This is a genomic window from Paenibacillus sacheonensis (assembly GCF_009909195.1).
GTDB lineage: Bacteria > Bacillota > Bacilli > Paenibacillales > Paenibacillaceae > Paenibacillus_Z > Paenibacillus_Z sacheonensis.
Genome location: NZ_JAAAMU010000001.1, coordinates 638084 through 662536, shown reverse-complemented (window position 1 = coordinate 662536; position 24453 = coordinate 638084). Strand labels below are relative to the sequence as shown.

The window sequence follows — 24453 nt, the reverse complement described above, 5'->3', positions numbered from 1 at the left end:
CTTTCCCAATCAAAGTTCATCATATCATACTAGCACACACGTTCGCCATGCTGACGGGAAGACGCAAGAAGCCCTCTCCGCTGGAGGGGACTCCTTCGGGAGGGCTTCAAACGATGCCTATTTGATTCCGTTCGATCAACCGGTAAACGTCTGATACAGCAAGTAAATATTGAGCCCTGCAATGACGACCGCCACGAACCAAGCCAATATCTTCATCCACATTTTATTGGCGAAGACGCCCATTTTCTTCTTGTCGCTCGTAAACTTCACGAGCGGAATAACCGCGAAGGACAGCTGCAAAGACAGAATGACTTGGCTTAGAATGAGCAGATCCGTCGTGCCTTTGGCTCCGTACAGCCAGGTGACGATGACGGCAGGAACGACCGCGATCATCCGGGTGATCAATCGTCTCAGCCATGGCTTGAGCCTCAGGTTCAGGAAGCCCTCCATGACGATCTGGCCCGCAAGCGTGCCCGTCAGCGTGGAGTTCTGCCCGGAAGCCAGCAGCGCGACGCCGAACAAGACGCTCGCCGCGGCCGTTCCCAGCATCGGCGACAGCAGATGATAAGCATCCTGGATCTCCGCGACGTCCGTGTGTCCCGACGTATGGAACGTCGAAGCCGCGATGATCAGAATGGCCGCATTGATGAACAAGGCGAAGAACAATGCGATGGTGGAATCCCAGGTCGCGTATTTGATCGCTTGGCGTTTGCCGAGCTCGGTTTGGTCATATTGCCTGGTTTGAACGATGGATGAGTGCAAATACAAATTATGCGGCATGACGGTTGCGCCCAAGATGCCGATGGCGATGTAGAGCATCGTCGGGTCCGAGACGATTTGCCCGGTCGGTATGAAGCCTTGCATGACCTCGCCCATCGCAGGCTGGGACCAGAACATCTCGATCAGGAAGCAGCCCCCGATCGTGACGATAAGTACGATAACGAGCGATTCAATGAATCGGAATCCTTTATTTTGCAGTAGCAGCACGAGGAGAACGTCCAGCACGGTCAAGATGACCCCGGCTACCAGCGGTATGCCGAACAGCAGATTCAAGGCGATCGCCGACCCGATGACTTCGGCGAGGTCGCAAGCGGCGATCGCCAGCTCGCACAGCACCCACAAGCCCATCGCGACGGGTTTGCTGTAATGATCCTTGCAAGCCTGTGCAAGATCGCGGCCCGTAACGATACCGAGCTTGCCGGCCAGGGCTTGAAGCAGGATCGCCATAAGATTGGAGAGCAAGATGACGGCGAGCAGCGAATAGCCGAATTTCGATCCGCCGGCCAGATCCGTCGCCCAGTTGCCGGGATCCATGTAACCTACGGCGACCAAATAGCCCGGACCCGCGAATGCGAGAAATTTACGAAACCATGAACCGTGTTTCGGAATTTTCATCGAACGGTAAACCTCAGGGAGCGAACTTTGAGTTCTCGATTGTCGCCAGCCGCTTTCTTGGGCAGCTGGCGCAGCTGGTGCAGCTGCAGGCTGATTGGTGCTCATTGCCTTTCACCTCTTCGTATTCGTCGTTAAGTTAATCTGTCGTGAAGGTAATCAGTTAATACCTACAAATATGCAGGCATGAAACCATTGTTTCCTATTTTCATTGTACACCTCCAAAAAAGTTTGTCAAAGGCAACTTTTGTTGACTGGGACAAATTTGATGGCCCAGACAAAGAAAAAATCAATACGAACATAAAAACGCAAAAAACAGGCCGCCGGAATCGATGATGCCTCGATCCGATCAGCCTGCTATCGTTGAATAAATGTTGGTTATCCTTGCGGCTTGTCCGATGGACGCTTCAGCTGCTGCTGCAGCTTCGCCGTCATCTCGCTTATCCGCTTGGCCCGCGTCACTTCCTGCTTCGCTTCGTTAATCCAGCGAATATACTCTTTGCGATGCGACTGCGCAAGGTCCGCGAAGAACGATTCCGCTTCCGGCTCCTTGGCCAGCGCCGCCTTTACGTCATCCGGAATAACGAGCTCCTTTACCAATGTCGTACCCGCCGTTCGGCTGGCATCCGCAGCGCGGCTCGCCCTTGCGCTCGTCTGCACCATGCCGACGGGACGGAAACGCATAGCCGACCATGTGTCGTCGACGGACACCAGCGATACGCCCTCCCAGCCCTCGTCCTTGACCACTCTCCAGCCGCGGTCGCGGTTGATGTCGGTTCTGATCTTGGAAGTGCCCTTCGGATAGCAGATCCAGAGGAGCCCGTCCTTCTTCACGGCCTTCAGCGCTTTGGGCGCATGCTCGGTCAAGCTCTTGATATTCTTGGCAAACAGCATCACGAAATCGTAAGTGCCGGCATCCATCTCGCTGAACGGTTCGGCATTCTCGGCACCGAGCGCTTCCTTGTAGGAGTCGTCGGGCGCTTCGAGCAGCGCGATCCGCATTTCCAGCGAAAGTCTTAGTTTGTTCATCAATTCTACGTTCATATCGGTTGGCCTCCTGCTGCAAGCAAATCTTTTACGACGGCGCCCACCATGATCAGTCCCGCCACGGGCGGAACGAACGCGTTGCTGGCAGGCGGCTGCTGTGCCTTACGGATATCAGGCGCGTTATCGGGTACGATCCGCTGCGTGACATCCTCGCGCGGTTTCATCGGTTCCTCGGTGGAGAAGACGACCTTCACGCCTTTCTTGATGCCTTCCTTGCGCAGCTTCTGCCGAACGACGCGAGCGACGGGGTCCATCGACGTCTTGGAAATATCCGCGATTTGGAATCTCGACGGGTCCATCTTGTTCGCGGCCCCCATGCTCGAGATAACGGGAATGCTGCGCTCCAGGCATTGTTTGATGAGGTGGACTTTATAAATGATCGTATCGGATGCATCGACGACATAATCCAATTCGTATTCGAACAGCTTCTCGTAGGTCTCCTCGGTATAAAACATCCGCAGCGAAATCGCGTCGCAATCGGGGTTGATCAACTTAATCCGATCGCGCATCAGATCCGCCTTCGGCTGGCCCACAGTCGTCGTCAGCGCATGAATCTGGCGGTTAATGTTCGTAATATCGACGACGTCCTTGTCGATCAGAATAATGCGTCCGATGCCGGTACGTGCCAGCGCTTCCGCCGCGATGGCCCCGACGCCGCCAATGCCGAGCACCGCTACGGTGCTCTTCTTCATGATATCCAATCCCTCCTGGCCGATAGCCAGTTCCGTACGGGAAAATTGATGCAGCATGCTTCATTCCACCTCCTTGGGCGATAATAACGAATCCGGCTTCCGCCCGCCTGATAGGGGACGAAAGCCGGGAATGGTTTAGTTTTGCGGTGCGGGAGCAGCGCCCGCGGCGGCTGCCTCCGGCTGTTTGGCTGCCTTCTGAATCGTACGGATGTGAAGCTGCTGCAGCTGCGAGATATCCACCTCGGAAGGCGCATCGCTCAGCAAGTCCGTCGCGCTTGCCGTCTTAGGGAACGCGATCGTCTCGCGTAGGTTCGTGCGGCCCGCAAGCAGCATGACCAGACGGTCGAATCCGAATGCGAACCCGCCGTGCGGAGGCGTGCCGTAATCGAACGCGTCCAGCAGGAAGCCGAACTTCTCATGCGCTTCTTCCAGCGAGAAGCCGAGTGCCTTGAACATCATCTCTTGCACGTCGCGCTTGTAGATCCGCATGGAGCCGCCGCCCACTTCGTAGCCGTTCAGGACCAAGTCGTACGCTTGCGCGCGGATCTCCCCCGGATTCGTCTCGAACAGCGCCACGTCGTCGTCGTTCGGACGCGTGAACGGATGGTGTTCCGCCACATAACGTTTGGCTTCTTCGTCGTAGCCAAGCAGCGGGAAGTCCACGACCCACTCCAGCTTGAACTTGGATTCGTCGATCAGGCCAAGCTGCTTGCCGATCTTCAGGCGCAGGTTGCCTAGTACGTCCGCGACGACTTTCTTCTTGTCGGCGGAGAAGAGCAGCAAGTCGCCTTCCTCGACGCCGAGGCGCTCCGTCATGGCAGCGATTTCTTCCGGCTTGAAGAATTTCACGATCGGACCGCGCCATTCGCCTTCCTTCACCGTTACCCATGCCAAGCCTTTGCCGCCGTAACGCGCAGCGAACGGCTGCAGGTCGTCAAGCTCCTTGCGGCTCCAGCTCGCGCAGCCCTTGGCGTTCAGCGCCTTCACGACGCCGCCGCTGGCCGATACGGACGCGAATACTTTCACGTCGCTCGCGGCTACGATATCCGTGATATCTTCCATTTCCATGCCGAAACGCAGGTCCGGCTTATCGGAGCCGTACTTGTTCATGGCATCCGCATGCGTAATCCGTTGGAACGGACGCGGAATCTCTACGCCGACCGTTTCAAGGAACAGCTTCGCAACGAGCTCTTCCAACAGTTCGAGCAGCTGGTCCTGCGACAAGAAGGACGTCTCGATGTCGACCTGCGTAAATTCCGGCTGACGGTCGGCGCGAAGATCTTCGTCGCGGAAGCAGCGCGCGATTTGATAGTAACGTTCCAAGCCGCTGACCATCAGCAGCTGCTTGAAGATTTGCGGCGACTGCGGCAGCGCGAAGAATTCGCCCGGATGCACGCGGCTCGGCACGAGGTAATCGCGCGCGCCTTCCGGCGTGCTCTTCGTCAGAATCGGCGTTTCCACGTCGATGAAGCCTTGACCGTCGAGGTAGTCGCGGAATACTTTTGCCGCTTTCGAGCGAAGCAGCAGCGTCTTCTGCATTTCCGGACGGCGCAGATCCAAGTAACGGTATTTCAAACGCAGCGATTCGTCGACTTCGACGCCGTCTTCGATCGGGAACGGAGGCGTCTTCGCCGCGTTCATGATCTCGATCTCTGTCACGCGGATTTCAATCTCGCCCGTCGCGATATTCGTGTTGACCGTCTCGGCGTCGCGCTCCACGACTTGGCCGCGAACAGCCAACACGTACTCGTTGCGCGCGCGGTCCGCGATCGCAAGCGCGTCGCCGGAGAAGTCCGGGTTGAAGACGATTTGTACGATTCCCGTACGGTCGCGAAGGTCGATGAACATCACTCCGCCAAGGTCGCGGCGGCGCTGTACCCAGCCATTCAGTGTTACGGTTTGGCCCACTTCAGATTTCGTAAGTGTTCCGCATGCATGCGTTTTGAGCATCGTCATGATTATTCGACTCCTTTTATAAGTAAATGAATGGTATTCATCTCATCCGGCTTAGTCGCCGATGATCGCGTCGGCCAGCGCTTCCAGCGACACGAGCTTCTGCTCGCCCGTTGCCATATGCTTGAGGGTGATTTCTCCCCGCTCCAGCTCGTCGTCGCCGAGAATAGCCGTAAACCGCGCTTGCAGTCTGTCGGCCGACTTCATCTGCGCCTTCATCTTGCGCCCTTGGTAATCCCGCTCGGCGGCGATGCCGCGCATGCGCAAGCCATGCAGCAGTCGAGTCACTTCGCGATCCGCCGCTTCGCCTAATGCGACCATGTACACATCGACTTGATGCAGATTGTCCAGCTGCGCGCCTTGGCTCTCCAGCAGCATGACGGTTCGCTCGAGACCGAGGCCGAGGCCGACGCCCGGTTGATCCGGTCCGCCGATGTCGGCCACGAGGCCGTTATATCGGCCCCCGCCGCCGATCGTATCGATTGCCCCGATGCCTTCCGCCTTGTATTCGAACGCCGTATGCGTGTAGTAGTCAAGACCGCGTACCAGGCGAGGATTAATGACATACGGAATGTTCATGCCCGTTAGATGCCCCTGCAGCGCTTCGAAGTGTGTCCGGCATTCTTCGTCGAGACTGTCCAATATGGAAGGCGCCCCTTCGAAGTGATGCTGGTCCACCTTGCAGTCCAATACCCGAAGCGGATTGCGGTCCATGCGGGACTGGCAGTCCTTGCAGAGAATTTCGCGCTTCGGCTCGAGGAAAGCCAGCAGTCGCTCCCGGAATGCAGCGCGAACCGCAGGCGTGCCGACCGAATTGATTTCCACCCGAACGTCCTTCAAACCGACCTCCGTATAGAACGCATACCCGAGGGCAATCACTTCTGCATCCAGCGAAGGATCGACCGCGCCGAGCGCTTCTATGCCGAACTGGTGGAACTGCCTGTACCGCCCAGCCTGCTGACGCTCATAGCGGAACATCGGACCGATATAATACAGCTTCGTCAGATCCGGCTCACCGTACAGCTTGTTCTCCACGTAAGCGCGGACGGCGCCAGCCGTGCCTTCCGGACGAAGCGTCAAGCTGCGGTCGCCGCGGTCGGTGAAGGTATACATTTCTTTCTCGACGATATCCGTCGTCTCTCCGACGCCCCGTTTGTACAATTCCGTCATCTCGAATATCGGGGTGCGGATCTCGCGAAAATTGAACCGCCGGCAAATATCGCGCGCGACGCGCTCGACGAATTGCCATTTCTCAACGGCGCCCGGCAAAAAATCCTGCGTGCCCGGTGGCTTCTGAAAGGCCATTGCAGCTTCCTCCTTAAACAATCGAAATTCAAAAAAAGCTCCCGCCCTCCGCCTTGTTCAGGCAAAAGGGACGAGAGCTTGTCATGTACAAAGCAATCGTGGTACCACCCACATTCCGAAACGCCCGCCGTATCGCGTTCATTTCGCTTTACCCGGTTAACGCCCGGCTACGCAATACGGCTACTGAGCGCGTGACTTCAGCTGCAGGTTCGCCGTATGTCCTCCAGGAGGTCCGTTCGCTCAAGCACGCCGAGGATTCTTACAGCCAAGGAATCCATCTCTGAATCGGTGCAGGTAGAGCGAAACTGTCCTATCAACGGATCGACACATTATTTCGTATATTCTATCATTCCAGTTTTGTCCTGTCAATATACATCCGCCCGAAAAAAACAGGCACGGCTTCATCCGGACAGAAAAAAACCTACAAACGAGTTGTAGGTCCATCAATAATATATTCAAAAAAGGGGGTCGAGGTCTATTATAGGCTTAGCATGTTAGAGAATCATTGAAAATAAGTTACAGTTTCATTACAAAAAATAAAGCGATTTCTTACACGACTCATACAGCTTCTTCCCTTCCAGCATGTCTTCTTAGAGATTCTTTCCTAGAGCTTCTTTCTTACAGCTTCTTTCTTAGAGCTTCTTTCTTAGAGCTTTTTTCTTACAGCTTCTTTCTTACGGCGTCTTCCTCGGTATTGCCGCCGCTCTGCCTAGTTCCCCGCCCGCCTCGATGTTCGATTCCTCTCTTGCCAGCATAATCGCCTCTTGGCGATCGGCGTTCAACAGCCGCCTGGACGTCCTCTCGAGTCCTTGCTCTTTACGCGATTGATGCATTCCGCATTCGACCTCCACTATTACCGCGCTGCGCGAACCTGTTTGCCCGGCTGCCAACTCGGTGTTGTCCGCTCTAGTGTGCCCCGATTCGGATCTTTCAAAACGAAAAAGGACGGCATGAATGCCGCCCTTCTATTCTCGACGCTAGGTTTTGCTGTCGATGATCAGCGTGACCGGTCCCCAGTTGGTAAAGGATACGTCCATCATCGCTCCGAACTTGCCTGTCTCTACGCGAAGGTTCAGCCGGCGGAGCGCATTGTTGAATCCATCGTACAACGTCTCGGCTTGCTCCGGCCTCGCAGCCGCCATGAAGTTCGGTCGGCGCCCCTTGCGGCAATCGCCGTAGAGCGTAAACTGGGAGACGGACAGGATTGCCCCTCCGATATCCGTCACGGACAAATTCATTTTCCCGCTGTCGTCCTCGAAAATACGCAAGCCTGCGATCTTGTCGGCCATCCACCGAATATCGGCTTCCGTATCCTCATGCGTGATGCCGACAAGCAGAACGAGACCTTGGTCGATGGTACCGACCTTCTCGCCTTCTACAACGACGTAGGCTTCCTTGCTGCGCTGCACGACCACTTTCATGATGCTTCTTGCTCCCCTGCATGATCTGAATTCGCAATTTCGTTATTGCATGATACGGTGAACGGAATAGATATCCTTGACCCGCTTGATGCGCTCCACGACAGATTGCAGATGCTCGATGTTGCGAATGAGCACCGTCATATGAATCATCGCCAGCTTATTCTTATCCGAACGGGCGGACACTTCCGATATGTTCGTCTTGATCTCCGATACGGCCTGGAGCACTTCGTTCAGCAGACCTGAGCGGTCATGGCCCGTAATTTCGATATCGACGCTGTAGTTCGCCTCAACCGACTCTTCCCACTCCACTTCGATCATGCGCGCAGCTTCCTCGCCGTCGGCGCTTGACGTCAGGTTGGTGCAATCCGCTCGGTGAACCGATACGCCGCGGCCGCGAGTTATATAGCCGACAATGGTATCTCCCGGCACCGGGTTGCAGCATCGCGCGAAACGGACGAGCAGGTTATCCACGCCTTTAACGGAAACGCCGTGCGTCGGACGCGTCTTGCGCATGGAAGGCGACGACTTTACGACTTCCTTCATTTCGCTCGTCAGCTCGATTTGATTAGCCTCTTCGGCTTCCTTGCGCATCTTCTCCGTCAGCTTGGTGCAAATTTGAGCGGCGGTAATGCCCCCGAATCCGACCGCAGACAGCATATCGTCGATATCGTTGAAGGTATATTTATAGGCTGCTTCCTGCAGCTGGGCATCCGACATGAAGCTCGACGGTTCGAGTCCGAGACGCTTCAGCTCGCGCTCGATCGCGTCCCGGCCTTTGATGACGTTCTCTTCGCGGCGTTCTTTCTTGAACCACTGCTTGATCTTGCTCCGCGCATGCGAAGACTGCGCGATTTTGACCCAATCCTGGCTCGGTCCGTACGAATGCTTGGAGGTCAGGATCTCCACGATATCGCCGGTCTTCAGCTTATAATCGAGCGGCACGATGCGGCCATTGACCTTGGAGCCGATCGTTCGGTTGCCGACCTCCGTATGAATGCGGTAAGCAAAATCGAGTGGCACGGCGCCGGCCGGAAGCTCGAACACCTCGCCCTTCGGCGTAAACACGAAAACAAGGTCGGAGAAGAAATCCATCTTGAGCGATTCGACAAATTCCGAGGCATCGCTCGCTTCATGCTGCAGCTCGATGATTTCCCGGAACAGCGTCATTTTATCCTCGAACGATCCGCTCGGGACGACGCCGCCTTCCTTATACGCCCAGTGGGCGGCGATACCGAACTCGGACGTCTTATGCATCTCCCACGTACGGATTTGCACTTCCGTCGGTTCGCCGGTCGGACCGATGACGGTCGTATGCAGCGATTGGTACATATTCGCCTTCGGCATGGCGATATAGTCCTTGAAGCGGCCCGGCATCGGCTTCCACAGCGTGTGGATGATGCCGAGCGTGGCGTAACAATCTTTGATATTCTCAACGATGATGCGGATCGCGAGCAGGTCGTAAATCTCGTTGAATTGCTTGCTGCGCGCGGTCATCTTCTTGTAAATGCTATAAATATGCTTCGGACGGCCGGAGATATCGCCATCGATGCCCATATCGTCCAGCTTCTCGCGAATGCGGCCGATAACGTCGTCGATATACTGCTCCCGCTCCGCGCGCTTCTTCTTCATCAGATTGGCGATGCGGTAATACTGCTGCGGATTCAAGTATCGGAGGGCGATGTCCTCCATCTCCCATTTGATCGCGGAAATACCGAGCCGATGCGCGATCGGACAGAAGATCTCGAGCGTCTCGTACGCGATCCGGCGCTGCGCTTCTTCGGATTGATATTTCAGCGTGCGCATATTGTGCAGCCGGTCGGCCAGCTTGATCAGAATGACCCGCATATCCTGCGCCATCGCGACGAACATTTTGCGGTAATTCTCGTTCTGCTGCTCTTCTTTGGAGCGGAACTGGATCTTCTCCAGCTTGGTAAGCCCATCCACGACGGCAGCGCATGCCTCGCCGAACCGGGAGCGGACTTCCTCCAGCGGGACGGTCGTATCTTCGACCACATCATGAAGGAGCGCCGCAATAATCGACAATACGTCCATCTGCATATTGACGAGGATTTCGGCGACGGCAACGGGATGCAAAATATACGGTTCTCCCGATTTGCGCACCTGCCCGTGATGGGCCTGATCGGCGAATTCGTAAGCTTCCGAGATCCGTACCAAGTCTTGTTCCTTCATATAGGTTGATGCCTTATCGAGTAGCTGCTCTATGCCCATGAATGTCCCTTTCCGGAAAAGCACGCGTCTGCGCGGCGCCTTGGCTCTCCAAATCATTCAAAATCATGAAATGGTCCGACGTGATCGTATTGCCCGAGTTTTTCCTATTATTATGCCTGTTTTCAAGCCTTTCCGTCAACCTCCGCAATCGAGAACGCCGGACGACGGAAGCTTGAGCTCCCATGTCCGGCGTTTGGCGGTTCTTATTAATACGTGACGAGCGAGAAAATGTCGATGTCTCCGAGCTTGCTGCGGCCGTCCAAGTAACCGAGTTCGATCAAGAATGCCGCCCCCACGACCTCGCCGCCGAGCTGTTCGATCAAGTTGATGGTCGTGGCAATGGTTCCGCCCGTCGCGAGCAAATCATCGGCGATAAGCACCTTCTGGCCCGGCTTGATGGCATCCTTGTGAATCGTCAGTTTGTCTTTGCCGTATTCCAAGTCGTAGCTGGCTTCGACGACTTCGCCCGGAAGCTTGCCGCTCTTGCGGATCGGCACAAACCCGACGCCCATTGCGACCGCGAGCGGAGCGCCGATAATGAAGCCGCGCGCTTCCGGTCCCGCGATCAGATCGATCTGCTTGTCTTGAATCGCTTGTTTGATTTCATTGATGGCTGCTGCATATACGACGCCATTGTTCGTCAGCGTCGTGATGTCCTTGAAACGGATGCCCGGCTGCGGAAAATCGGGGATCACGCGGATATGTTCTTTGTAGTTCATGCTTGGAGGACTCCTTCGTTTTGTTCGTTACCTTCATTTTGATCGATGCTGGCTTGAACCGCAAGCCAATCCGTCAACTGCTTCACCGGCATGCCGAGAACGGCATCGGATTCCGCCGAACGCCGCCCTTCGCGGTATTTCCGCGAGAGCGTCAGCTCCTTCTTGCCCGTTACCGCGCTAAGCTCGATCGTTCCATTCGCGAGACTGATAAATTCCAGTTCCTCGAACACGCTCAGCATCAAGTCGATGCTTGCCGCGGAACGGCTCAGCTTCCCTGCCAAGCGTTCCCGGCTGCCCGCATCCGGTATCGGGCATTCGCGCCGGAGCAGCTGGTACAGCTGGCCGAATTGCTCGCGCGTCGGAAACGGTCCCGGCTCCTTCCGGACTTCATACAGAAGGTGAACGGATTCAAGCCCTTGGCACGCTTCCACTGCCTTCGACAGCATCTCGGCCGCCGGCGGTTTGCCGTGTACGGCCAAATGGCGACATTGTACACTTTGCCCTATAAGGGCGCCATATGTCAATAGGCGAAATCCTGGAGGGAGCTTGACGCGATCCGATCGTTCAGCCGCTTCCGCCCAGGTGTCGTTCGGTACGAGCAGCACCCCCTGAGCCCCCGCAGCGAACCCAGTCGAGGCAAACAGCCGCTCCAACGACGAGAAGGACTCGCATTCCGGATCATTGCGCTTATCGAACAGCTGAATATGAGGAACGCGCAAATCGCTGAGCATGAACTGCGCTTTACGCTGACCGTTCCATTCATTGATTGCCAGTTCGCCGACAACCTCGACAGCCGCTCCATTGGCAAGCCGATCCGCGAGATAGCCATAACCGAAACCGACGGCATCCAGCATTTTACCTTGTCCGGCGAGTGCAAGCTTCAAATGGGTATGCTCCTTCCCCATCGTTTTGCGATCCGCAAGCGTGATACCGGTGAGCAGCAGCTTCGGCGAGGCGTTTCCCGCCCCGAAAGGCTCCAGCTTCGACAGCTGCTCGCGCACCTTCAGCGTCGCATCCTCCATCTTGCAGGCCAAATCGATCGTCATCTTCGGAATCCAGTCGTCCGCCTGCAGCCATTCTTCCGCCAGCTGCGAAAGTCTCTCTTCGAACGGCATCAAATTGTCGCGGTGCAACGTCATGCCCGCAGCCGCCTGATGGCCGCCGTAATGATCGAGCCACTGCTCGCATTCGGTGAGCGCGGCATGCAGGTCGTAGCCTTCGATGGAACGCGCGGATCCTTTGCATTTGCCTGTCTCCGCATCCATGCCGAGAATGATCGTCGGCTTGTAATGCTTCTCGACCATCTTGGAGGCCACGATGCCGACGACGCCCGGATTCCAGCCTTCGCCGGCCAGCACGATGACGGAAGGCTCGCGTATCCCCGCTGCCTTGGCGGCTTCGCACTTGGCTGCCCACATCGCTTGCGCTTGCTGCACGATCTCTTCGACGATCCCTTGACGCGCTTTGTTCAGGATATCGAGATGCAGCGCTCCGGCAGCCGCTTCTTCGTCGGAGACGGAGGTAAGCAGGGCAACCGCGCTATTCGCATGCTCCAGTCTGCCGGCCGCATTGATTCGCGGCGCCATGCTGAAGGCGATGTGCGTCGCCAGCAATGCCGGCAGTTCAACGCCGCCCACCTCGGCCAAGGCTCGGAAGCCAGGCTTGTCCGATTGGCGCAGCTGTTCCAGCCCGAAACGTACGAGCACCCGATTCTCGTCCGTGAGCGGCATGAGATCCGCGATCGTACCCAGCGCGACAACGTCCGTCCATTCCAGCGGTGGTTCACCCAGGAGCGCCGTCGCCAGCTTGAAAGCGACGCCAACCCCGGCCAAGCCTTTGAACGGATAATCGCAGTCTTCCTGCTTCGGATTCACGATGGCATAAGCGGCCGGCAATTGATGCGGCGGTTCATGATGGTCGGTGACGACGACATCGATGCCAAGCCCTGCCGCATAAGCGATCTCTTCCACCGCGCTGATACCCGTATCGACGGTGACGATCAAGGTTACGCCAGCCTCCGCAGCTGCGTCGAGCGCCTTGTTGTTTAACCCATAGCCCTCGAGCGTCCGATGCGGAATGTAATGATCGAAATTCAACTCCAACCTGGTAAACAGATAGGTCATCAGCGTCGTAGAGGATACGCCGTCCGCGTCATAGTCCCCATAGATGCGGATCCGCTCGCCGCGTTCCCTGGCAAGCGAGATCCGATCGACGGCTTCTTTCATCCCTTTCAGCAGAAAGGGGTCGTGCAGGCATTCCGCTCCGCCGTCCAGAAACTGCCTTGCGGCGTCCACGCGGTCATACCCGCGCTGCACCAGCAGTCTGGCGACGAGCGGCGTAAGGGACAGGGAGCGGGCGAGCGCGGCTGCGCGCGCTTCGCCTTCCACGTCCAGCGATGCGAGGTTCCAGCGTGTTTTCGATTGAAGCAAGTCGCTTGTCACCTCTCTTCTATTTTTGATATCAAAAAAAACGAACGCTGCTGCTATTGCAGTAGCGTTGTCAATTGTTCCTGATTGGAGTCGTGATTTGTCTTGTACGGATAGCCTGGATCATAGGGCTCGACATGCACGGTTACTTCCGTCATGTGATTGAAACGTTTCATGAGGAATTCCCGGACGCGCTTCGCGATTTCGTTGCCTTCGAGCACCGAGATGCGCGGGTTAACGCTGATCACCACTTCCGCGACCGCATAATGCCCATGCTCCCGCGCGCGAAGCACTTCGATGTCGATGACGCCTTCCATGCGAAGAACGACGGCTTTGAGCTCCGATAGATCCGAAGGCTCGACTTCCAGGAACCGGCTGCGCATGACCGAAGCCGAAGCGACGCGGTAACCGCTGCTGAACACGATCACGACGATGATCAGCGAAGCAGCCGGATCGAGATAATACAGCAGATGCAGACCCAGCGGATGGCCGAGCATCGAGCCGCCGGTGCCAACGAGCGCAGCCAGCGAAGCGTAAAAGTCAATCCCCCGTTCTTTCGTGGAGAAGCCGACTTCCTTCAGGATGAATACTACGAGGACGACCGCTGCCGCCGGCCAGCTTGGACTTTCGTCGACGCCGTCCGCAATCGACTTAATGGCGGAAATTCCGATCTCGAGACCGACGATCATCAGCAATAGGGATGCCAGCACGCCGGTTGCAGCCTCCGAACGTCCCCGTGAAGCGGGAACGGGCGCATCGGGCGTACCGAATTGTCTGCACCGGCGGATGCCGGTCAAGGAGACAAACGAGGCGGCTGCCTCGGAAGCCGAACGGCAGGCATCGGCAAGCAGCGATTTGCTGCCCGCCATAACGCCAACCCCGGCTTTAACCGCTGCGATGCAGACATTGCCGATAAGTCCGGTCCATGCTGCAGACTCCGCCTTGGCATAACGTTGGTTCGCTGTCATGGACGCCTCCTGAATGATGTAACGTGGTACTTCTTTAATGAATGCCGCTTTCTACTATCTAGCTTACTACGATGCAGCCGGAGACTTGACATTCGTTTTTGGTTTTTGTCTCCGTTTCATCGCGAGCCAGAGCGGGCTGGCAATGAAGATCGAGGAATACGCGCCGCTAATCAAGCCGAATAGGACCGCCAGCGAGAACATCCGAATCGATTCGCTTCCGAAGATCAGCAGGCATACCGTGGCGAAGAGAACGGTCATGACCGTATTGATGGAACGAGACATCGTCTGCCAAATACTCGCGTTAACGACATTGGCAATGTCGTCGTTCGTCTTCAGCTTGGCGAACCGCAAATTCTCCCGAACCCTGTCGAAGATAACGATCGTATCGTTGATCGAGTAACCGATAATAGTCAGAACCGCCACGATAAACGGCAGGTTGACCTCCAGCTTGAAGATCGAGAACAAACTGATAACGATGAACGCATCGTGAAGCAGGGCGACGATGGCCGCGATCGCGAAGCGCCATTCGAAGCGGATGCTGACGTAGATGACGATGCCGATGCTGGCGACCAACACGGCTTTGAGCGCGTTGCCTTGCAGCTCCTTCGCGATCTCGACGTCAACGGTGTTGACTTCCATGGACGCGCCTTTGTCGAACTTGTCGGCGATGCCTTGCTTTAATGCCTTCTCTTTCGTATCCGTCAACACGTCGTCGAAACGAAGCGTCACGCGCTTCGCGCCGAATGTCATGCCGGGCGTACCGAAGTCATTGTCCTTCAAGTACTGTTCGAGAGCGGCTTTTTGGCCGCTGACGTCCTTCTGGAACGAAATGTCTACGCTGGAGCCGGCCTTGAAGTCTACGCCGTAGTTCAAGCCGTGATAGAGAAGCGTGGCGATGCCCAGAATCGTAATAATGATCGAGAAAATAAAGAAGTAACGGGCTTTGGCGACAATGCTGAACCGCTTGTCCGACACGTTATCAAATGCTTTATAGTGCACGTACTTCACTCTCCTTTACGCCGAAGTTGGTTTTCTTCTTGACCACACCGCTGCGGACAAGAAGCGTGAGGAGCAGGCGAGAGAAGAAGACGTTGGTTAATACGCTCAAAACGATACTAAGCAGCAGGATGACGGCAAAGCCTTTAACCGAACCCACGCCGATAAAGAACAGCACGAGCGCGGCGATCGCCGTCGTAACGTGAGCATCGATAATGGTCCGGAAGGAATGCTTCGAACCCGATTTCTGCGACGACATGATGCTCTTGCCGCTGCGCAGCTCTTCTCGGATCCGCTCCGCCATAATGATGTTGGCGTCGACGGCCATCCCGATACCGAGAATGAAGGCGGCGATACCCGGCAGCGTCAGCGTGGCGTGAATGAGATTGAAGCCAAGCAGCAGCAGCCAAATAAAGATGATAATGGAAATGCTGGCGATTACGCCGGGCAGGCGATAGAAGATCATCATGAATAACAGGATCACGACCGTTGCGATCGCGCCCGCTTCGACGGTTTCGTCGAGCGACTGCTTCCCGAGCGTAGCGCCTACGCTCTGCGTGTATTTCTCGGTCAGCTTCAGCGGCAGCGCGCCGAGGTTGATTTGGTCTCTCAAATCGTTTGCTTCATCGCGCGTAAAGGTGCCGTTGATGACGGCATCGGAACTATTGATTTCTTGTTCGACGTTCGGAGCGGAAATCTGCTCTTCGTCCATGAAGATGGCAAGCTGATTATTCGGAGCAAGCTTGGCCACTTCGCGCGTGACCTCCGCAAATTGCTTCGCGTCTTTGAGCTTGATCGTGATTTCGTATTGATTCAAGTTCGTTTGAACCACGTCAGCGCCGTTTTGCTTGAAATCGCTGCCGTGAAGCTCTACTTTACAGTATCCGGCATCGGCCGCGCAGCCGCGGGTGCTGCGGAAAGTCAGTTCCGTCGGCTTCTTCAGGACATCCCTTACTTTGGCTTCGTCCGTCACGCCCGCGATTTTGGCACGGATGCGGTTAGTTCCTTCGGTCGTAATTTCCGGCTCGGCAACGCCGGTTGCATTGGCGCGCGCCTCGAGGCTCTTCGCCGTTTCATTCAATGATTCCTTGGTTACGGTCCCGCCGGCTTCGATCGGCTCGGCTTCGTACAAAATCTCGAATCCGCCTTTCAAATCCAGGCCAAGCTTTACATCGTCCACGACCCACTTGGACAAGCCTGCAACGACGCCAAGCGTGACGACGACGATGAGTACAAACGCTAACAGTCGACGATTCATAATACCCTCAGTTCCCCCTTAAGTGCTCTGTTCAATAGTCCTATTATACCGATGGCTCAAAAACGAGTCAAAAAAAAGAGCCCACTTGTTAAAAATGGGTCCCTTTATACGCGCTCAGCGTAATAAAGTTCATAAATCTCGTCACTTTTAACGAAAGTATGTCATTGACGACTTGATGTCTGGCAGGCTCTCCGGTCTTGGCGTATTTCTCGCTGACGCAGTGCCACACTTCGCCTCCGGTAACGTAATCGTAGCCGAACAGCTTGAATTCGTCTGCCTTGCTCTTGCATAAATATTCGATGGTCGCGACCCAATCTTCATCCGATAACGGACTATCGTCATATTCCATCCCACGACCCCCTCACCTAGATGTCTCTCCAACCCTTTACATTCGCTGTCCATGTCGACATTCCTGCCGGTACGCCCCCTTCTCCAAAAAATGACTGCATGGAAGAGGACATGCCGCGCATAAGCATGAAGATAGGACATGTTCATGGTAGAGGGAGAGGAACCCATTGACCAAGCAAACATTTATAAAAGGAGCCTTGATCCTGCTGGCTGCAGGGATCGTCAATCGCATCCTTGCCTTCGTGCCCCGCATCGCGCTGCCTCGTATCATCGGCGCCGAAGGCGTCGGCATTTATCAGCTCGGCTATCCGTTTCTGATCGTGCTGCTTACGCTGATAACGGGCGGTATTCCGCTCGCGATCGCCAAATCGATCGCCGAAGCGGAATCGCAGGGGAACGGCAGCCGCGTCAAACAGATTTTCCGCGCCGCCATGTCGTTGACCGTCATCCTTTCGGCGGTGCTCACCGTCCTGTTCGTATGGATGACCCCCTGGATCTCGACCCATCTGATGACGGATCCGCGCGTTTTCCAAACGTTCCGGATGATGAGCCCGCTGCTGCTTATCATTGGCATCTCCTCCGTCTACCGCGGTTATTTCCAAGGCAAACACAATATGATCCCGACCGCGTTATCGCAGACGATGGAGACGATCATCCGAATCATATTCGCTTTGTTGTTCGCGAAGTGGCTGCTGCCCTACGGCTTGGAATGGGGCGCGGCGGGCGCCATGCTTGGCGTTGTGGCCGGGGAGGTAGCCGGGTTCGCCGTCCTCCTGCTCCAATTCGCCGTGGACCGCAAGAAGCCACCGGCTCCGATCGCGGACGGTTCGGACAGCCATGAAGCCGAGCAGCAGCTCCATCCTGCAGGGAAGAAGAAGTCCTACGGGCTGACCAAATCCGAGCCGAAGCGCCCCGACACCGTCATGCGGAGGCTGATCAACCTCTCTGTCCCGGTGACCGCCAGCCGCATGATCGGCTCCTTCTCTTATTTGCTGGAATCCATCCTTACTGCGCGCGCTTTGCTGGTAGCAGGAATTGCCACCGGCGCCGCAACGGCGCAATACGGCGCGCTTCAGGGCATGATTATTCCCATCTTGCTTCTGCCTACGGCTTTAACCTATTCGCTTGCCGTTTCCCTCGTTCCGTCCTTATCGGAAGCCGCTGCCAAGGGAGATCGGATAACGATCCATAAAAGGCTTCATCAATCCATGAGGCTTTGCCTCGTCACCGGCGCCCCGTTCGTCGTCGTCATGCTCTTATTTGCAGAGCCGATCTGCCGCGTACTGTACGATCACGCCGAAATCGCCCCCATGCTCAAATGGATGGCTCCGGTCGGCATGTTCATCTACATGCAGGCGCCGCTTCAGGCCGCCCTCCAGGCGCTCGATAAACCGGCAACGGCGCTCATGAACACTTTTATCGGAGCGGTCGTGAAGCTCGTACTCATCGTACAACTTGCTGCTATGCCCTCTCTCGGCATCTACGGCGCGCTCATCGCCATTAACGTGAACATCGTCCTCGTGACAGGACTGCACTGGATCAGCGTAGCGCGATTGACCGGTTTTCGCATGAAAGGTCTCGATTTTCTTAAAGTAGGTGCGGCCATGCTCGTGATGGGCGCCGCCTCTGTCTGGGTCATGAATCTTGGGGCGCTGCCCGCCATGTGGCAGAATCTGTTCTCGGCCTGTTTGGCCGGCGTCATCGTCTATTTAATCCTCATGGTCGTACTCCGTATCATCGACCGGCATGATGCGGCGAGGCTTCCGATCATCGGAAGATGGTTCCGGACATGAAAAAACACCGGCTGGCGCCGGTGCATGTGACAGTGAGCAGGCGAGTTGAATCGCAGACTGTTTAACGGTTGTAAGGTCCTTTCCTGTGCTTGATATCGATAAACAGCTCTCCCCGATGATCGATGGTGCACAGAAATACCTGTTTCGCATCGACGATGCCGCGCTGCTTTAACTGATTGTTCAGCCAAAATCGATCTTTCTCCAGCTTCTCCAAATTATGCTTTTGGATCTCGCCGTCCATGATTAATGGCACCGGTAAATTTTCGAACCTGTAGTTGCGCGGGAACGTTTTATGCAGACGCGACCCATTATTTCTTGATTGGCTTTCGCTCTGTGTATTGCGATTGCCCGCTTGGTTTTCGTCTTGGGAATCCCGATCGTCACTATTTTCTTGAGACTCACCCTTATCCTTCTGGACGATGGACAGCTTGCCCGTCGTCTCCAAAATCGCAAACTCCACATCGGCGATGTTCGTCTTGTTTTCCCGGAATTGCAGCAGCAAATCATCCAGGTTGTAACGCTGCTTGCGCATCGCATCCCGGTTTATTTTGCCTCGATCGACGATAACCGCCGGTTCGCCGTCGAACAACGTCCGCATTCTGCGCGATCGTAACGACAACAGCGCGATACCGATCTGTATGACAAGCAGGATCACCATCGGCAAAATGCCGTCCATGATCGGCCGATCCGTATCCTCGATCACGAATACCGCGATTTCCGCAATCATGACGGAGATGACCAAATCGAAGACCGACAGCTTGCCGATTTCCCTTTTCCCCATCATCCGCATGATTAAGAACACCACGAAATAGATGAGAAGAGTACGGAATAACAGCGTCCAGTATTCCATCAGAACCGCCCTCCCTGCGTAAAGGTACGACTATTGTCACCGGATGGTCTGCGTGTCATACGAATGGAAAGATTCGAATTATTGGGAATAAGGCGGATTGGTTTGCGTTAAGGCGATTGGTTTGCGTTCGCGTCGCGAGACGGGAATGAAGCATTCCCCTACTTCCTCGAGAATGCTTGGCGATTGGTTCGCGTCGCGAGACGGGAATGCAGCATTCGCCTACTTCCTCGAGAATGCTTGGCGATCAAGGAATGCAGCATTCATCCACCGCTACAATCCACAAAATCCACCTTTCCGCCATTATGAAGCTGGACAAGGTACTAATCCCGCCAGCTCGGCCATATGTTGTAATAATCAATGGACAAGAAGACGAATAAGGAGGGAACCATAATGAAACCGATCAACGCGATGAAAAACGTCCCGAAAGCGCATATGGCCTCACCGCTGCTTTCGGGTATTCTGTATGCATCGATTTGGCTGGCCGCGGGAGCGCTGCTGCTGTCGGTGCTTCTCCGGTGGGGCAGCATGCAGGAGAACGAGCTGCCGACGTACAGCCTGGTCATTCATGGCTGTTCCGCATTGGCCGGCGGCTTCGTATCGGGCAGGCGCTCGCACGAACGCGGCTGGTACTATGGCGGTATGCTCGGCGTCGCATACGCAGTCCTCGTCCTGCTCATCAGCTTTCTGGCCAGCAATACCGGCTTCAGCGGCAAAACGTTAACCATGCTGATCGAGACTCTGCTTTGCGGCTCTTTCGGCGGAATGATCGGTGTCAATACGAAACGGTCCTAACCCTATCCCCAGCATCCTCCACGACCTTGTAAATTGTAATCATCCCTGCAAAATGTGTTATACTATATCGGACCGTAACGACGTAAACACCTTAGGGGGATATTAAGAATCATGACTTTGTTTGACAACATGACTACGGTCGCGATCTATACGACTTTGACCGTAATCATTCTGATTTGGTACGGGACGAAAGCGAATCCCTTCAAGATCGGCGGACTTTTCATTAAAGAATTGATCGTTGACCGCAAATACGCGCTGCTGTTTTTCTCGCTCATACTCATCCTGCTCTGCAACAAGTTTGAGATGCGCATCGAAAAGCATATTACGAAAACGTACGATTTTTCCCGCTTCTTCCAATCCATCGAGGGCAGCTTCGTCGCGAACGTGCAGCATACGTTCCAGGCCGATTGGCTGACGACGTTCTTGTCCTTCATGTATATCGTCGTTCTTCAGGCGCTGATTATCGCTTCCGTCGGCATTTATACATACCTGAATCCAAACAAAGTCATGTTTCGCGCGATATGCTTCGCGATCATGTTCAATTATTTGATTGCCATTCCGTTCTTTTTGTTCTTGCCGGTTAGCGAAGTTTGGCATCAAGATCCGAACGTGAGCTTCCTTATGCTGAAGGTATTTCCGGATTTCGAGAATCAATACCGCGCGTTGTCGGGTCTGGATAACTGCTTCCCGAGCCTGCATACCTCGATCTCCGTTACGATCGCCATACTTGCCGTCCGTTCCGGAATCAAGCGCTGGGCTTGGCTCTGCTGCATCAGCGCCGTGATTATTATCTTTTCGATATTTTACCTCGGCATTCACTGGCTCATCGATATGTGCGGCGGACTTGCGCTCGGAACGTTCGCTTCCCTGATGGGCATCCGTCTCAGCACGGTAAAATGGTCGCTTCGCGGCCGCCGCGGCACGGTTGTTCCGCCGGCTCCCGTCAGCTATTTGCGGGAAGACGCAAAATAAGAGTCCCTTCATTGAAAAGACCGCAGCATCCAGGCATCTCGCCTAGGGCTGCGGTCTTTGCTTTAATAATAGATTAACGGCCGCACCTCATCGTCAGCTGCTGCAGCTGCTTCGAACAGGCGGCGTATTGCCGTTTCTCCTTCTCGTCCGTCGTCAACAAACCGTACATCTCCTTATCGGCTTCGCATTTCTTCAAAGCTGCAAGCAGCGAGGCTTGACCGTTAGGGAGCTAATTACGGCTTGCGGCTCGTGCTCGGGCTGTACGCGAAGGCCAAGTATCTTGGGCGTGAGCGGCTGATTCTCCTCTTTCCGTATACCGTTTATCGCCCCGCTTACTTCCATGACGGCAAATTAGACGTCAGCGATTAAGAAGACATCCTTACGCCTCAGACTCTCCATCAGTTAGTCTGTCGTGAGCGAAAGCATGCTTAAATACCAATGATTCTCGCTTCCAAAGAAACGTAGCCCGCGAGATTACCGATCGTAATCCCCGTGATGCATTCGAATACGGACAATTCCGTCACCTGACGCTTACCTAGCACCTTCGTCAGCAGCAACAAGAAAAGAACAGCCGTCAGCGTACGCAGCACGATCTCCAGCCATAAATGCATATGTTCGTTCCATATCGATCCCGGTGTCGTCATCATAATATTTATCAACATGCTGGAACTATGAACCATGCTCGCAAAGGAAACCACAACAAGAAACCCGGCAGCGCATGCGCTGCCGGGTTTCTTCCGCTTACCCTTTAATTTCTTCGGCTTTCTCTTCCTTCACCATGACCGGCGCGGATGTAGCCGCGACGGCGCTGGAGGAAACCACCGAGTTAATCGCGCTACGATCGAACGTAACCCGGGTGGAATCGTTCACGCGCAGGACGACGATATCGTCCGTAAGCTCCATGATCGTACCGTGCATGCCGCCGATCGTGACGATCTTGTCGCCTTTCTTGATCGCGCTCAGCATGGAATTGCGAGTCTTGGATTTACGTTGCTGCGGACGGATCAGAAGGAAATAAAACACCGCAAACATAAGAATAAACGGAATTAAGGATGCTGCTCCCATTTCATTTCACCCCTTTCCTTAGAATCCTTTGTCGTTCTCGAATAAACCGTACTTGTCGAAGAAGGAATTGCGGAAATCAAGCAACCGGTCTTCCATGATCGCTTGCCGTACGTTCCTCATCAGTTCAAGCAGGAAATGCAAATTATGAATGGTTGTCAGGCGGATACCGAACGTCTCGTCCGCTTTAATCAGATGGCGGATGTAAGCGCGCGAGTAGTTCGTGCACGTATAGCAGCTGCACTCGGGATCCAGGGGACCGAAATCGTCCGCGAATTTGGCGTTGCGGATGACGAGGCGCCCCGAGCTGGTCATCGTCGTTCCGTTGCGCGCGATCCGAGTAGGAAGTACGCAATCGAACATATCAATACCGCGAATCGCTCCGTCGAGCAACGCATCCGGCGAACCGACCCCCATCAGATAGCGGGGCTTGTTAGCCGGCAGCAGCGGAACCGTACAATCCAGTACATTGTACATGAGATCTTTCGGTTCTCCGACGCTAAGACCTCCAATAGCATACCCCGGGAAATCCATGGAAGTCAACTCGGCCGCGCTCTGGCGCCGCAGGTCCTCGAACATGCCGCCTTGTACAATGGCGAACAATGCCTGGTCATGCGGGCGGCTGTGAGACGCAAGACAACGTTCCGCCCAACGGGTCGTCCGTTCCAGCGAGTTCTTCACGTAATCGTACTCGGCAGGGTAAGGGGCGCATTCGTCGAACGCCATCATGATGTCGGAGCCGAGCGCGTTTTGGATCTCCATCGCCTTCTCCGGCGAGATGAACATCTTGTCGCCGTTCAAATGGTTGCGAAACTCGACGCCCTCTTCCTTGATCTTGCGCATATTGCTCAAGCTGAACACTTGGAAGCCGCCGCTGTCCGTCAGAATCGGACGATCCCAGTTCATGAACTTATGGAGACCGCCGGCTTTGCGCACGATTTCGTGTCCCGGACGGACGAACAAATGATAGGTGTTGCTCAGGATGATATGCGCGTCCAGCGTCTTCAATTCTTCGGGACTGACCGTTTTGACGGTAGCCTGCGTTCCGACCGGCATGAATGCCGGCGTTTCGATGACCCCGTGCGGTGTATGCACGCGGCCGAGCCTTGCCCCCGTCTGCTTGCAGGTTTTTATTAATTCGTAAGTAATTGCCACTATGATCTCTGCCTCTTTCTGCGTTCCTAATAAATAAACATCGCGTCGCCGAAGCTGAAGAAGCGGTACTCGCGTTCCACGGCTTCCTTGTACGCTTGCATGATGGCCGAACGTCCGGCCAAAGCACTGACGAGCATGACCAGCGTTGATTTGGGAAGATGGAAATTCGTCAGCAGCGCATTGACCAGCTTGAACTCATAGCCAGGGAAAATAAAGATATCGGTCCACCCGCTGCAAGCCCGTAACTCTTCATACGCAAATCGGGCGGCAACGGTTTCAAGCGTTCTTGCGGAAGTTGTTCCGACTGCGACGATCCGTCCATTCCTTGCCTTCGCGCTGCGCAGCATCGCTGCCGTTTCTTCGCTCAGCTCGTAATATTCGGCATGCATCGTATGCTCTTCGATCGTATCGACCGACATCGGCCGGAACGTACCCAAACCGACATGCAGCGTAATGTAGCCGACTTGAACGCCTTTACGCTCGAGCTGCTCGAGAAATGGCTTCGTGAAATGAAGCCCTGCCGTCGGCGCCGCAGCGGATCCTTCGTGCTTCGCGTAAACCGTTTGGTAACGTTCGCGGTCGCTCAATCGCTCTTTGATATACGGCGGAAGCGGCATCTCGCCAAGTCGGTCCAGCAGTTCGTTGAAGATGCCCTCATAGCGGAATTCAACCACTCGCGCACCCTGCTCGCCTACGTCTACGATCTCGGCCTGCAGCAGCGGCGAGCCGCTGCCGTCGGCGCCGAAGCTCAGCTGAGCGCCGACTCTGAGCCGTTTGCCCGGCTTCGCGAGCGTCTCCCAACGGTCGCCAGACAGCTGCTTCAAGAGCAGCAGCTCTACTTTTGCGCCCGTATCGGACTTAACTCCCAGCAGCCTGGCAGGCATTACGCGCGTGTCGTTTAAGATCAGCGTATCGCCCTCGTGGAGCAGATCAGCCAGCTTCGTAAACAGATGGTGACCGATTTCGCCGGTCGTTTTGTTCAGCGTAAGCAGCCTGGACGACGTACGGTCTGCCAGCGGCGTCTGTGCAATCAGACGTTCCGGCAGTTCAAAATCAAATTCGTTTACATTCATGG

Annotated in this window: 24 protein-coding genes; 4 read left to right on the top strand and 20 right to left on the bottom strand. The window is 55.3% G+C overall.

What is annotated here, in order from left to right:
• Positions 1–135 precede the first annotated feature (135 nt).
• The 14 genes from GT003_RS02780 to GT003_RS02720 all read right to left on the bottom strand — a co-directional run bounded on the left by GT003_RS02780 (position 136) and on the right by GT003_RS02720 (position 16755).
• Positions 136–1500, bottom strand: a complete 1365-nt coding sequence (locus tag GT003_RS02780) for an Nramp family divalent metal transporter (protein WP_161694124.1) — start codon at positions 1498–1500, stop codon at positions 136–138.
• A 270-nt stretch (positions 1501–1770) separates the two neighbouring features.
• Positions 1771–2436 carry a YdeI/OmpD-associated family protein gene (locus GT003_RS02775; RefSeq protein WP_161694122.1) on the bottom strand — a complete coding sequence of 222 codons (666 nt, stop codon included), beginning with the start codon at positions 2434–2436 and terminating at the stop codon, positions 1771–1773.
• Positions 2433–3188, bottom strand: coding sequence for a tRNA threonylcarbamoyladenosine dehydratase (locus tag GT003_RS02770; RefSeq protein ID WP_161694120.1), 756 nt, complete (start codon positions 3186–3188; stop codon positions 2433–2435). Before GT003_RS02770 ends, GT003_RS02775 begins: the two co-directional genes overlap by 4 nt.
• Positions 3189–3266: 78 nt before the next feature.
• Entirely contained in the window at positions 3267–5081 is a 1815-nt protein-coding gene (aspS, locus tag GT003_RS02765; RefSeq protein WP_161694323.1) for an aspartate--tRNA ligase, read from the bottom strand.
• Between the two features lie 57 nt (positions 5082–5138).
• Positions 5139–6389: a histidine--tRNA ligase gene (gene hisS, locus GT003_RS02760; RefSeq protein ID WP_161694118.1), complete on the bottom strand. Its 1251-nt coding sequence runs from the start codon at positions 6387–6389 to the stop codon at positions 5139–5141.
• Between the two features lie 674 nt (positions 6390–7063).
• A complete protein-coding gene (locus GT003_RS32085; protein ID WP_170312097.1) occupies positions 7064–7222 on the bottom strand; it encodes a hypothetical protein in 159 nt (52 codons plus the stop codon).
• A gap of 144 nt (positions 7223–7366) precedes the next feature.
• Positions 7367–7810: a D-aminoacyl-tRNA deacylase gene (gene dtd, locus GT003_RS02755; RefSeq protein WP_161694116.1), complete on the bottom strand. Its 444-nt coding sequence runs from the start codon at positions 7808–7810 to the stop codon at positions 7367–7369.
• Positions 7811–7852: 42 nt separating this feature from the next.
• Positions 7853–10039 (bottom strand): RelA/SpoT family protein, encoded by a 2187-nt coding sequence (locus tag GT003_RS02750; protein WP_161694114.1) that lies wholly within the window; start codon positions 10037–10039, stop codon positions 7853–7855.
• A gap of 206 nt (positions 10040–10245) precedes the next feature.
• Positions 10246–10758 (bottom strand): adenine phosphoribosyltransferase, encoded by a 513-nt coding sequence (locus GT003_RS02745; protein ID WP_161694113.1) that lies wholly within the window; start codon positions 10756–10758, stop codon positions 10246–10248.
• The gene (recJ, locus tag GT003_RS02740) at positions 10755–13187 is read right to left on the bottom strand and encodes a single-stranded-DNA-specific exonuclease RecJ (protein WP_161694111.1); all 2433 of its coding nucleotides are present in this window, start codon (positions 13185–13187) and stop codon (positions 10755–10757) included. The genes GT003_RS02745 and recJ overlap by 4 nt, the downstream gene beginning before the upstream one ends.
• Positions 13188–13240: 53 nt before the next feature.
• The gene (locus GT003_RS02735; RefSeq protein WP_161694109.1) at positions 13241–14152 is read right to left on the bottom strand and encodes a cation diffusion facilitator family transporter; all 912 of its coding nucleotides are present in this window, start codon (positions 14150–14152) and stop codon (positions 13241–13243) included.
• 66 nt (positions 14153–14218) lie between these two features.
• Entirely contained in the window at positions 14219–15151 is a 933-nt protein-coding gene (secF, locus tag GT003_RS02730) for a protein translocase subunit SecF (protein ID WP_338045856.1), read from the bottom strand.
• The gene (gene secD / locus GT003_RS02725) at positions 15141–16406 is read right to left on the bottom strand and encodes a protein translocase subunit SecD (RefSeq protein WP_161694107.1); all 1266 of its coding nucleotides are present in this window, start codon (positions 16404–16406) and stop codon (positions 15141–15143) included. The genes secF and secD overlap by 11 nt, the downstream gene beginning before the upstream one ends.
• A gap of 88 nt (positions 16407–16494) precedes the next feature.
• Entirely contained in the window at positions 16495–16755 is a 261-nt protein-coding gene (locus tag GT003_RS02720; protein WP_161694105.1) for a post-transcriptional regulator, read from the bottom strand.
• 166 nt (positions 16756–16921) lie between these two features.
• On the opposite strand from GT003_RS02720, the gene GT003_RS02715 reads away from it, so the two are divergent.
• Positions 16922–18547 carry a putative polysaccharide biosynthesis protein gene (locus tag GT003_RS02715; RefSeq protein ID WP_161694103.1) on the top strand — a complete coding sequence of 542 codons (1626 nt, stop codon included), beginning with the start codon at positions 16922–16924 and terminating at the stop codon, positions 18545–18547.
• A gap of 61 nt (positions 18548–18608) precedes the next feature.
• Here the strand turns inward: GT003_RS02715 and GT003_RS02710 are convergent, their stop codons facing one another.
• Entirely contained in the window at positions 18609–19397 is a 789-nt protein-coding gene (locus GT003_RS02710) for a YetF domain-containing protein (RefSeq protein ID WP_161694101.1), read from the bottom strand.
• Between the two features lie 390 nt (positions 19398–19787).
• On the opposite strand from GT003_RS02710, the gene GT003_RS02705 reads away from it, so the two are divergent.
• The gene (locus GT003_RS02705; protein WP_170312096.1) at positions 19788–20189 is read left to right on the top strand and encodes a TIGR04086 family membrane protein; all 402 of its coding nucleotides are present in this window, start codon (positions 19788–19790) and stop codon (positions 20187–20189) included.
• A 111-nt stretch (positions 20190–20300) separates the two neighbouring features.
• Positions 20301–21161, top strand: coding sequence for a phosphatase PAP2 family protein (locus GT003_RS02700; protein WP_161694099.1), 861 nt, complete (start codon positions 20301–20303; stop codon positions 21159–21161).
• 73 nt (positions 21162–21234) lie between these two features.
• On the opposite strand, the gene GT003_RS32975 is transcribed toward GT003_RS02700, so the two are convergent.
• Positions 21235–21330: a hypothetical protein gene (locus tag GT003_RS32975; protein WP_346266552.1), complete on the bottom strand. Its 96-nt coding sequence runs from the start codon at positions 21328–21330 to the stop codon at positions 21235–21237.
• A 71-nt stretch (positions 21331–21401) separates the two neighbouring features.
• Here GT003_RS32975 and GT003_RS33105 point away from each other — a divergent pair, with 71 nt between their 5' ends.
• Positions 21402–21530, top strand: coding sequence for a hypothetical protein (locus GT003_RS33105; protein WP_420831397.1), 129 nt, complete (start codon positions 21402–21404; stop codon positions 21528–21530).
• 59 nt (positions 21531–21589) lie between these two features.
• On the opposite strand, the gene GT003_RS32965 is transcribed toward GT003_RS33105, so the two are convergent.
• The 4 genes from GT003_RS32965 to queA all read right to left on the bottom strand — a co-directional run bounded on the left by GT003_RS32965 (position 21590) and on the right by queA (position 24451).
• On the bottom strand, positions 21590–21808 hold the full coding sequence (locus GT003_RS32965) for a DUF421 domain-containing protein (RefSeq protein WP_338045858.1): 219 nt from the start codon (positions 21806–21808) through the stop codon (positions 21590–21592).
• 94 nt (positions 21809–21902) lie between these two features.
• Positions 21903–22226, bottom strand: coding sequence for a preprotein translocase subunit YajC (gene yajC / locus GT003_RS02690; protein WP_161694097.1), 324 nt, complete (start codon positions 22224–22226; stop codon positions 21903–21905).
• A gap of 18 nt (positions 22227–22244) precedes the next feature.
• Positions 22245–23384: a tRNA guanosine(34) transglycosylase Tgt gene (tgt, locus tag GT003_RS02685; protein ID WP_204798880.1), complete on the bottom strand. Its 1140-nt coding sequence runs from the start codon at positions 23382–23384 to the stop codon at positions 22245–22247.
• A 20-nt stretch (positions 23385–23404) separates the two neighbouring features.
• Positions 23405–24451, bottom strand: a complete 1047-nt coding sequence (queA, locus tag GT003_RS02680; RefSeq protein WP_161694095.1) for a tRNA preQ1(34) S-adenosylmethionine ribosyltransferase-isomerase QueA — start codon at positions 24449–24451, stop codon at positions 23405–23407.
• Positions 24452–24453 lie beyond the last annotated feature (2 nt).

Excerpts from the sequence above, each read along its gene's own strand:
- secD (WP_161694107.1), bottom strand. The coding sequence starts at position 16,406 with ATGAATCGTCGACTGTTAGCGTTTGTACTCATCGTCGTCGTCACGCTT.
- GT003_RS02780 (WP_161694124.1), bottom strand. The coding sequence starts at position 1,500 with ATGAGCACCAATCAGCCTGCAGCTGCACCAGCTGCGCCAGCTGCCCAA.
- dtd (WP_161694116.1), bottom strand. The coding sequence starts at position 7,810 with ATGAAAGTGGTCGTGCAGCGCAGCAAGGAAGCCTACGTCGTTGTAGAA.
- GT003_RS02700 (WP_161694099.1), top strand. The coding sequence starts at position 20,301 with ATGACTTTGTTTGACAACATGACTACGGTCGCGATCTATACGACTTTG.
- GT003_RS02720 (WP_161694105.1), bottom strand. The coding sequence starts at position 16,755 with ATGGAATATGACGATAGTCCGTTATCGGATGAAGATTGGGTCGCGACC.
- GT003_RS32975 (WP_346266552.1), bottom strand. The coding sequence starts at position 21,330 with ATGTACGGTTTGTTGACGACGGACGAGAAGGAGAAACGGCAATACGCC.
- GT003_RS02735 (WP_161694109.1), bottom strand. The coding sequence starts at position 14,152 with ATGACAGCGAACCAACGTTATGCCAAGGCGGAGTCTGCAGCATGGACC.
- aspS (WP_161694323.1), bottom strand. The coding sequence starts at position 5,081 with ATGCTCAAAACGCATGCATGCGGAACACTTACGAAATCTGAAGTGGGC.
- yajC (WP_161694097.1), bottom strand. The coding sequence starts at position 22,226 with ATGGGAGCAGCATCCTTAATTCCGTTTATTCTTATGTTTGCGGTGTTT.
- GT003_RS02750 (WP_161694114.1), bottom strand. The coding sequence starts at position 10,039 with ATGGGCATAGAGCAGCTACTCGATAAGGCATCAACCTATATGAAGGAA.
- hisS (WP_161694118.1), bottom strand. The coding sequence starts at position 6,389 with ATGGCCTTTCAGAAGCCACCGGGCACGCAGGATTTTTTGCCGGGCGCC.
- GT003_RS02770 (WP_161694120.1), bottom strand. The coding sequence starts at position 3,188 with ATGCTGCATCAATTTTCCCGTACGGAACTGGCTATCGGCCAGGAGGGA.
- GT003_RS02775 (WP_161694122.1), bottom strand. The coding sequence starts at position 2,436 with ATGAACGTAGAATTGATGAACAAACTAAGACTTTCGCTGGAAATGCGG.
- GT003_RS02710 (WP_161694101.1), bottom strand. The coding sequence starts at position 19,397 with ATGGAATACTGGACGCTGTTATTCCGTACTCTTCTCATCTATTTCGTG.
- GT003_RS02745 (WP_161694113.1), bottom strand. The coding sequence starts at position 10,758 with ATGAACTACAAAGAACATATCCGCGTGATCCCCGATTTTCCGCAGCCG.
- GT003_RS32965 (WP_338045858.1), bottom strand. The coding sequence starts at position 21,808 with ATGATGACGACACCGGGATCGATATGGAACGAACATATGCATTTATGG.
- queA (WP_161694095.1), bottom strand. The coding sequence starts at position 24,451 with ATGAATGTAAACGAATTTGATTTTGAACTGCCGGAACGTCTGATTGCA.
- GT003_RS32085 (WP_170312097.1), bottom strand. The coding sequence starts at position 7,222 with ATGCATCAATCGCGTAAAGAGCAAGGACTCGAGAGGACGTCCAGGCGG.
- GT003_RS02705 (WP_170312096.1), top strand. The coding sequence starts at position 19,788 with ATGAAACCGATCAACGCGATGAAAAACGTCCCGAAAGCGCATATGGCC.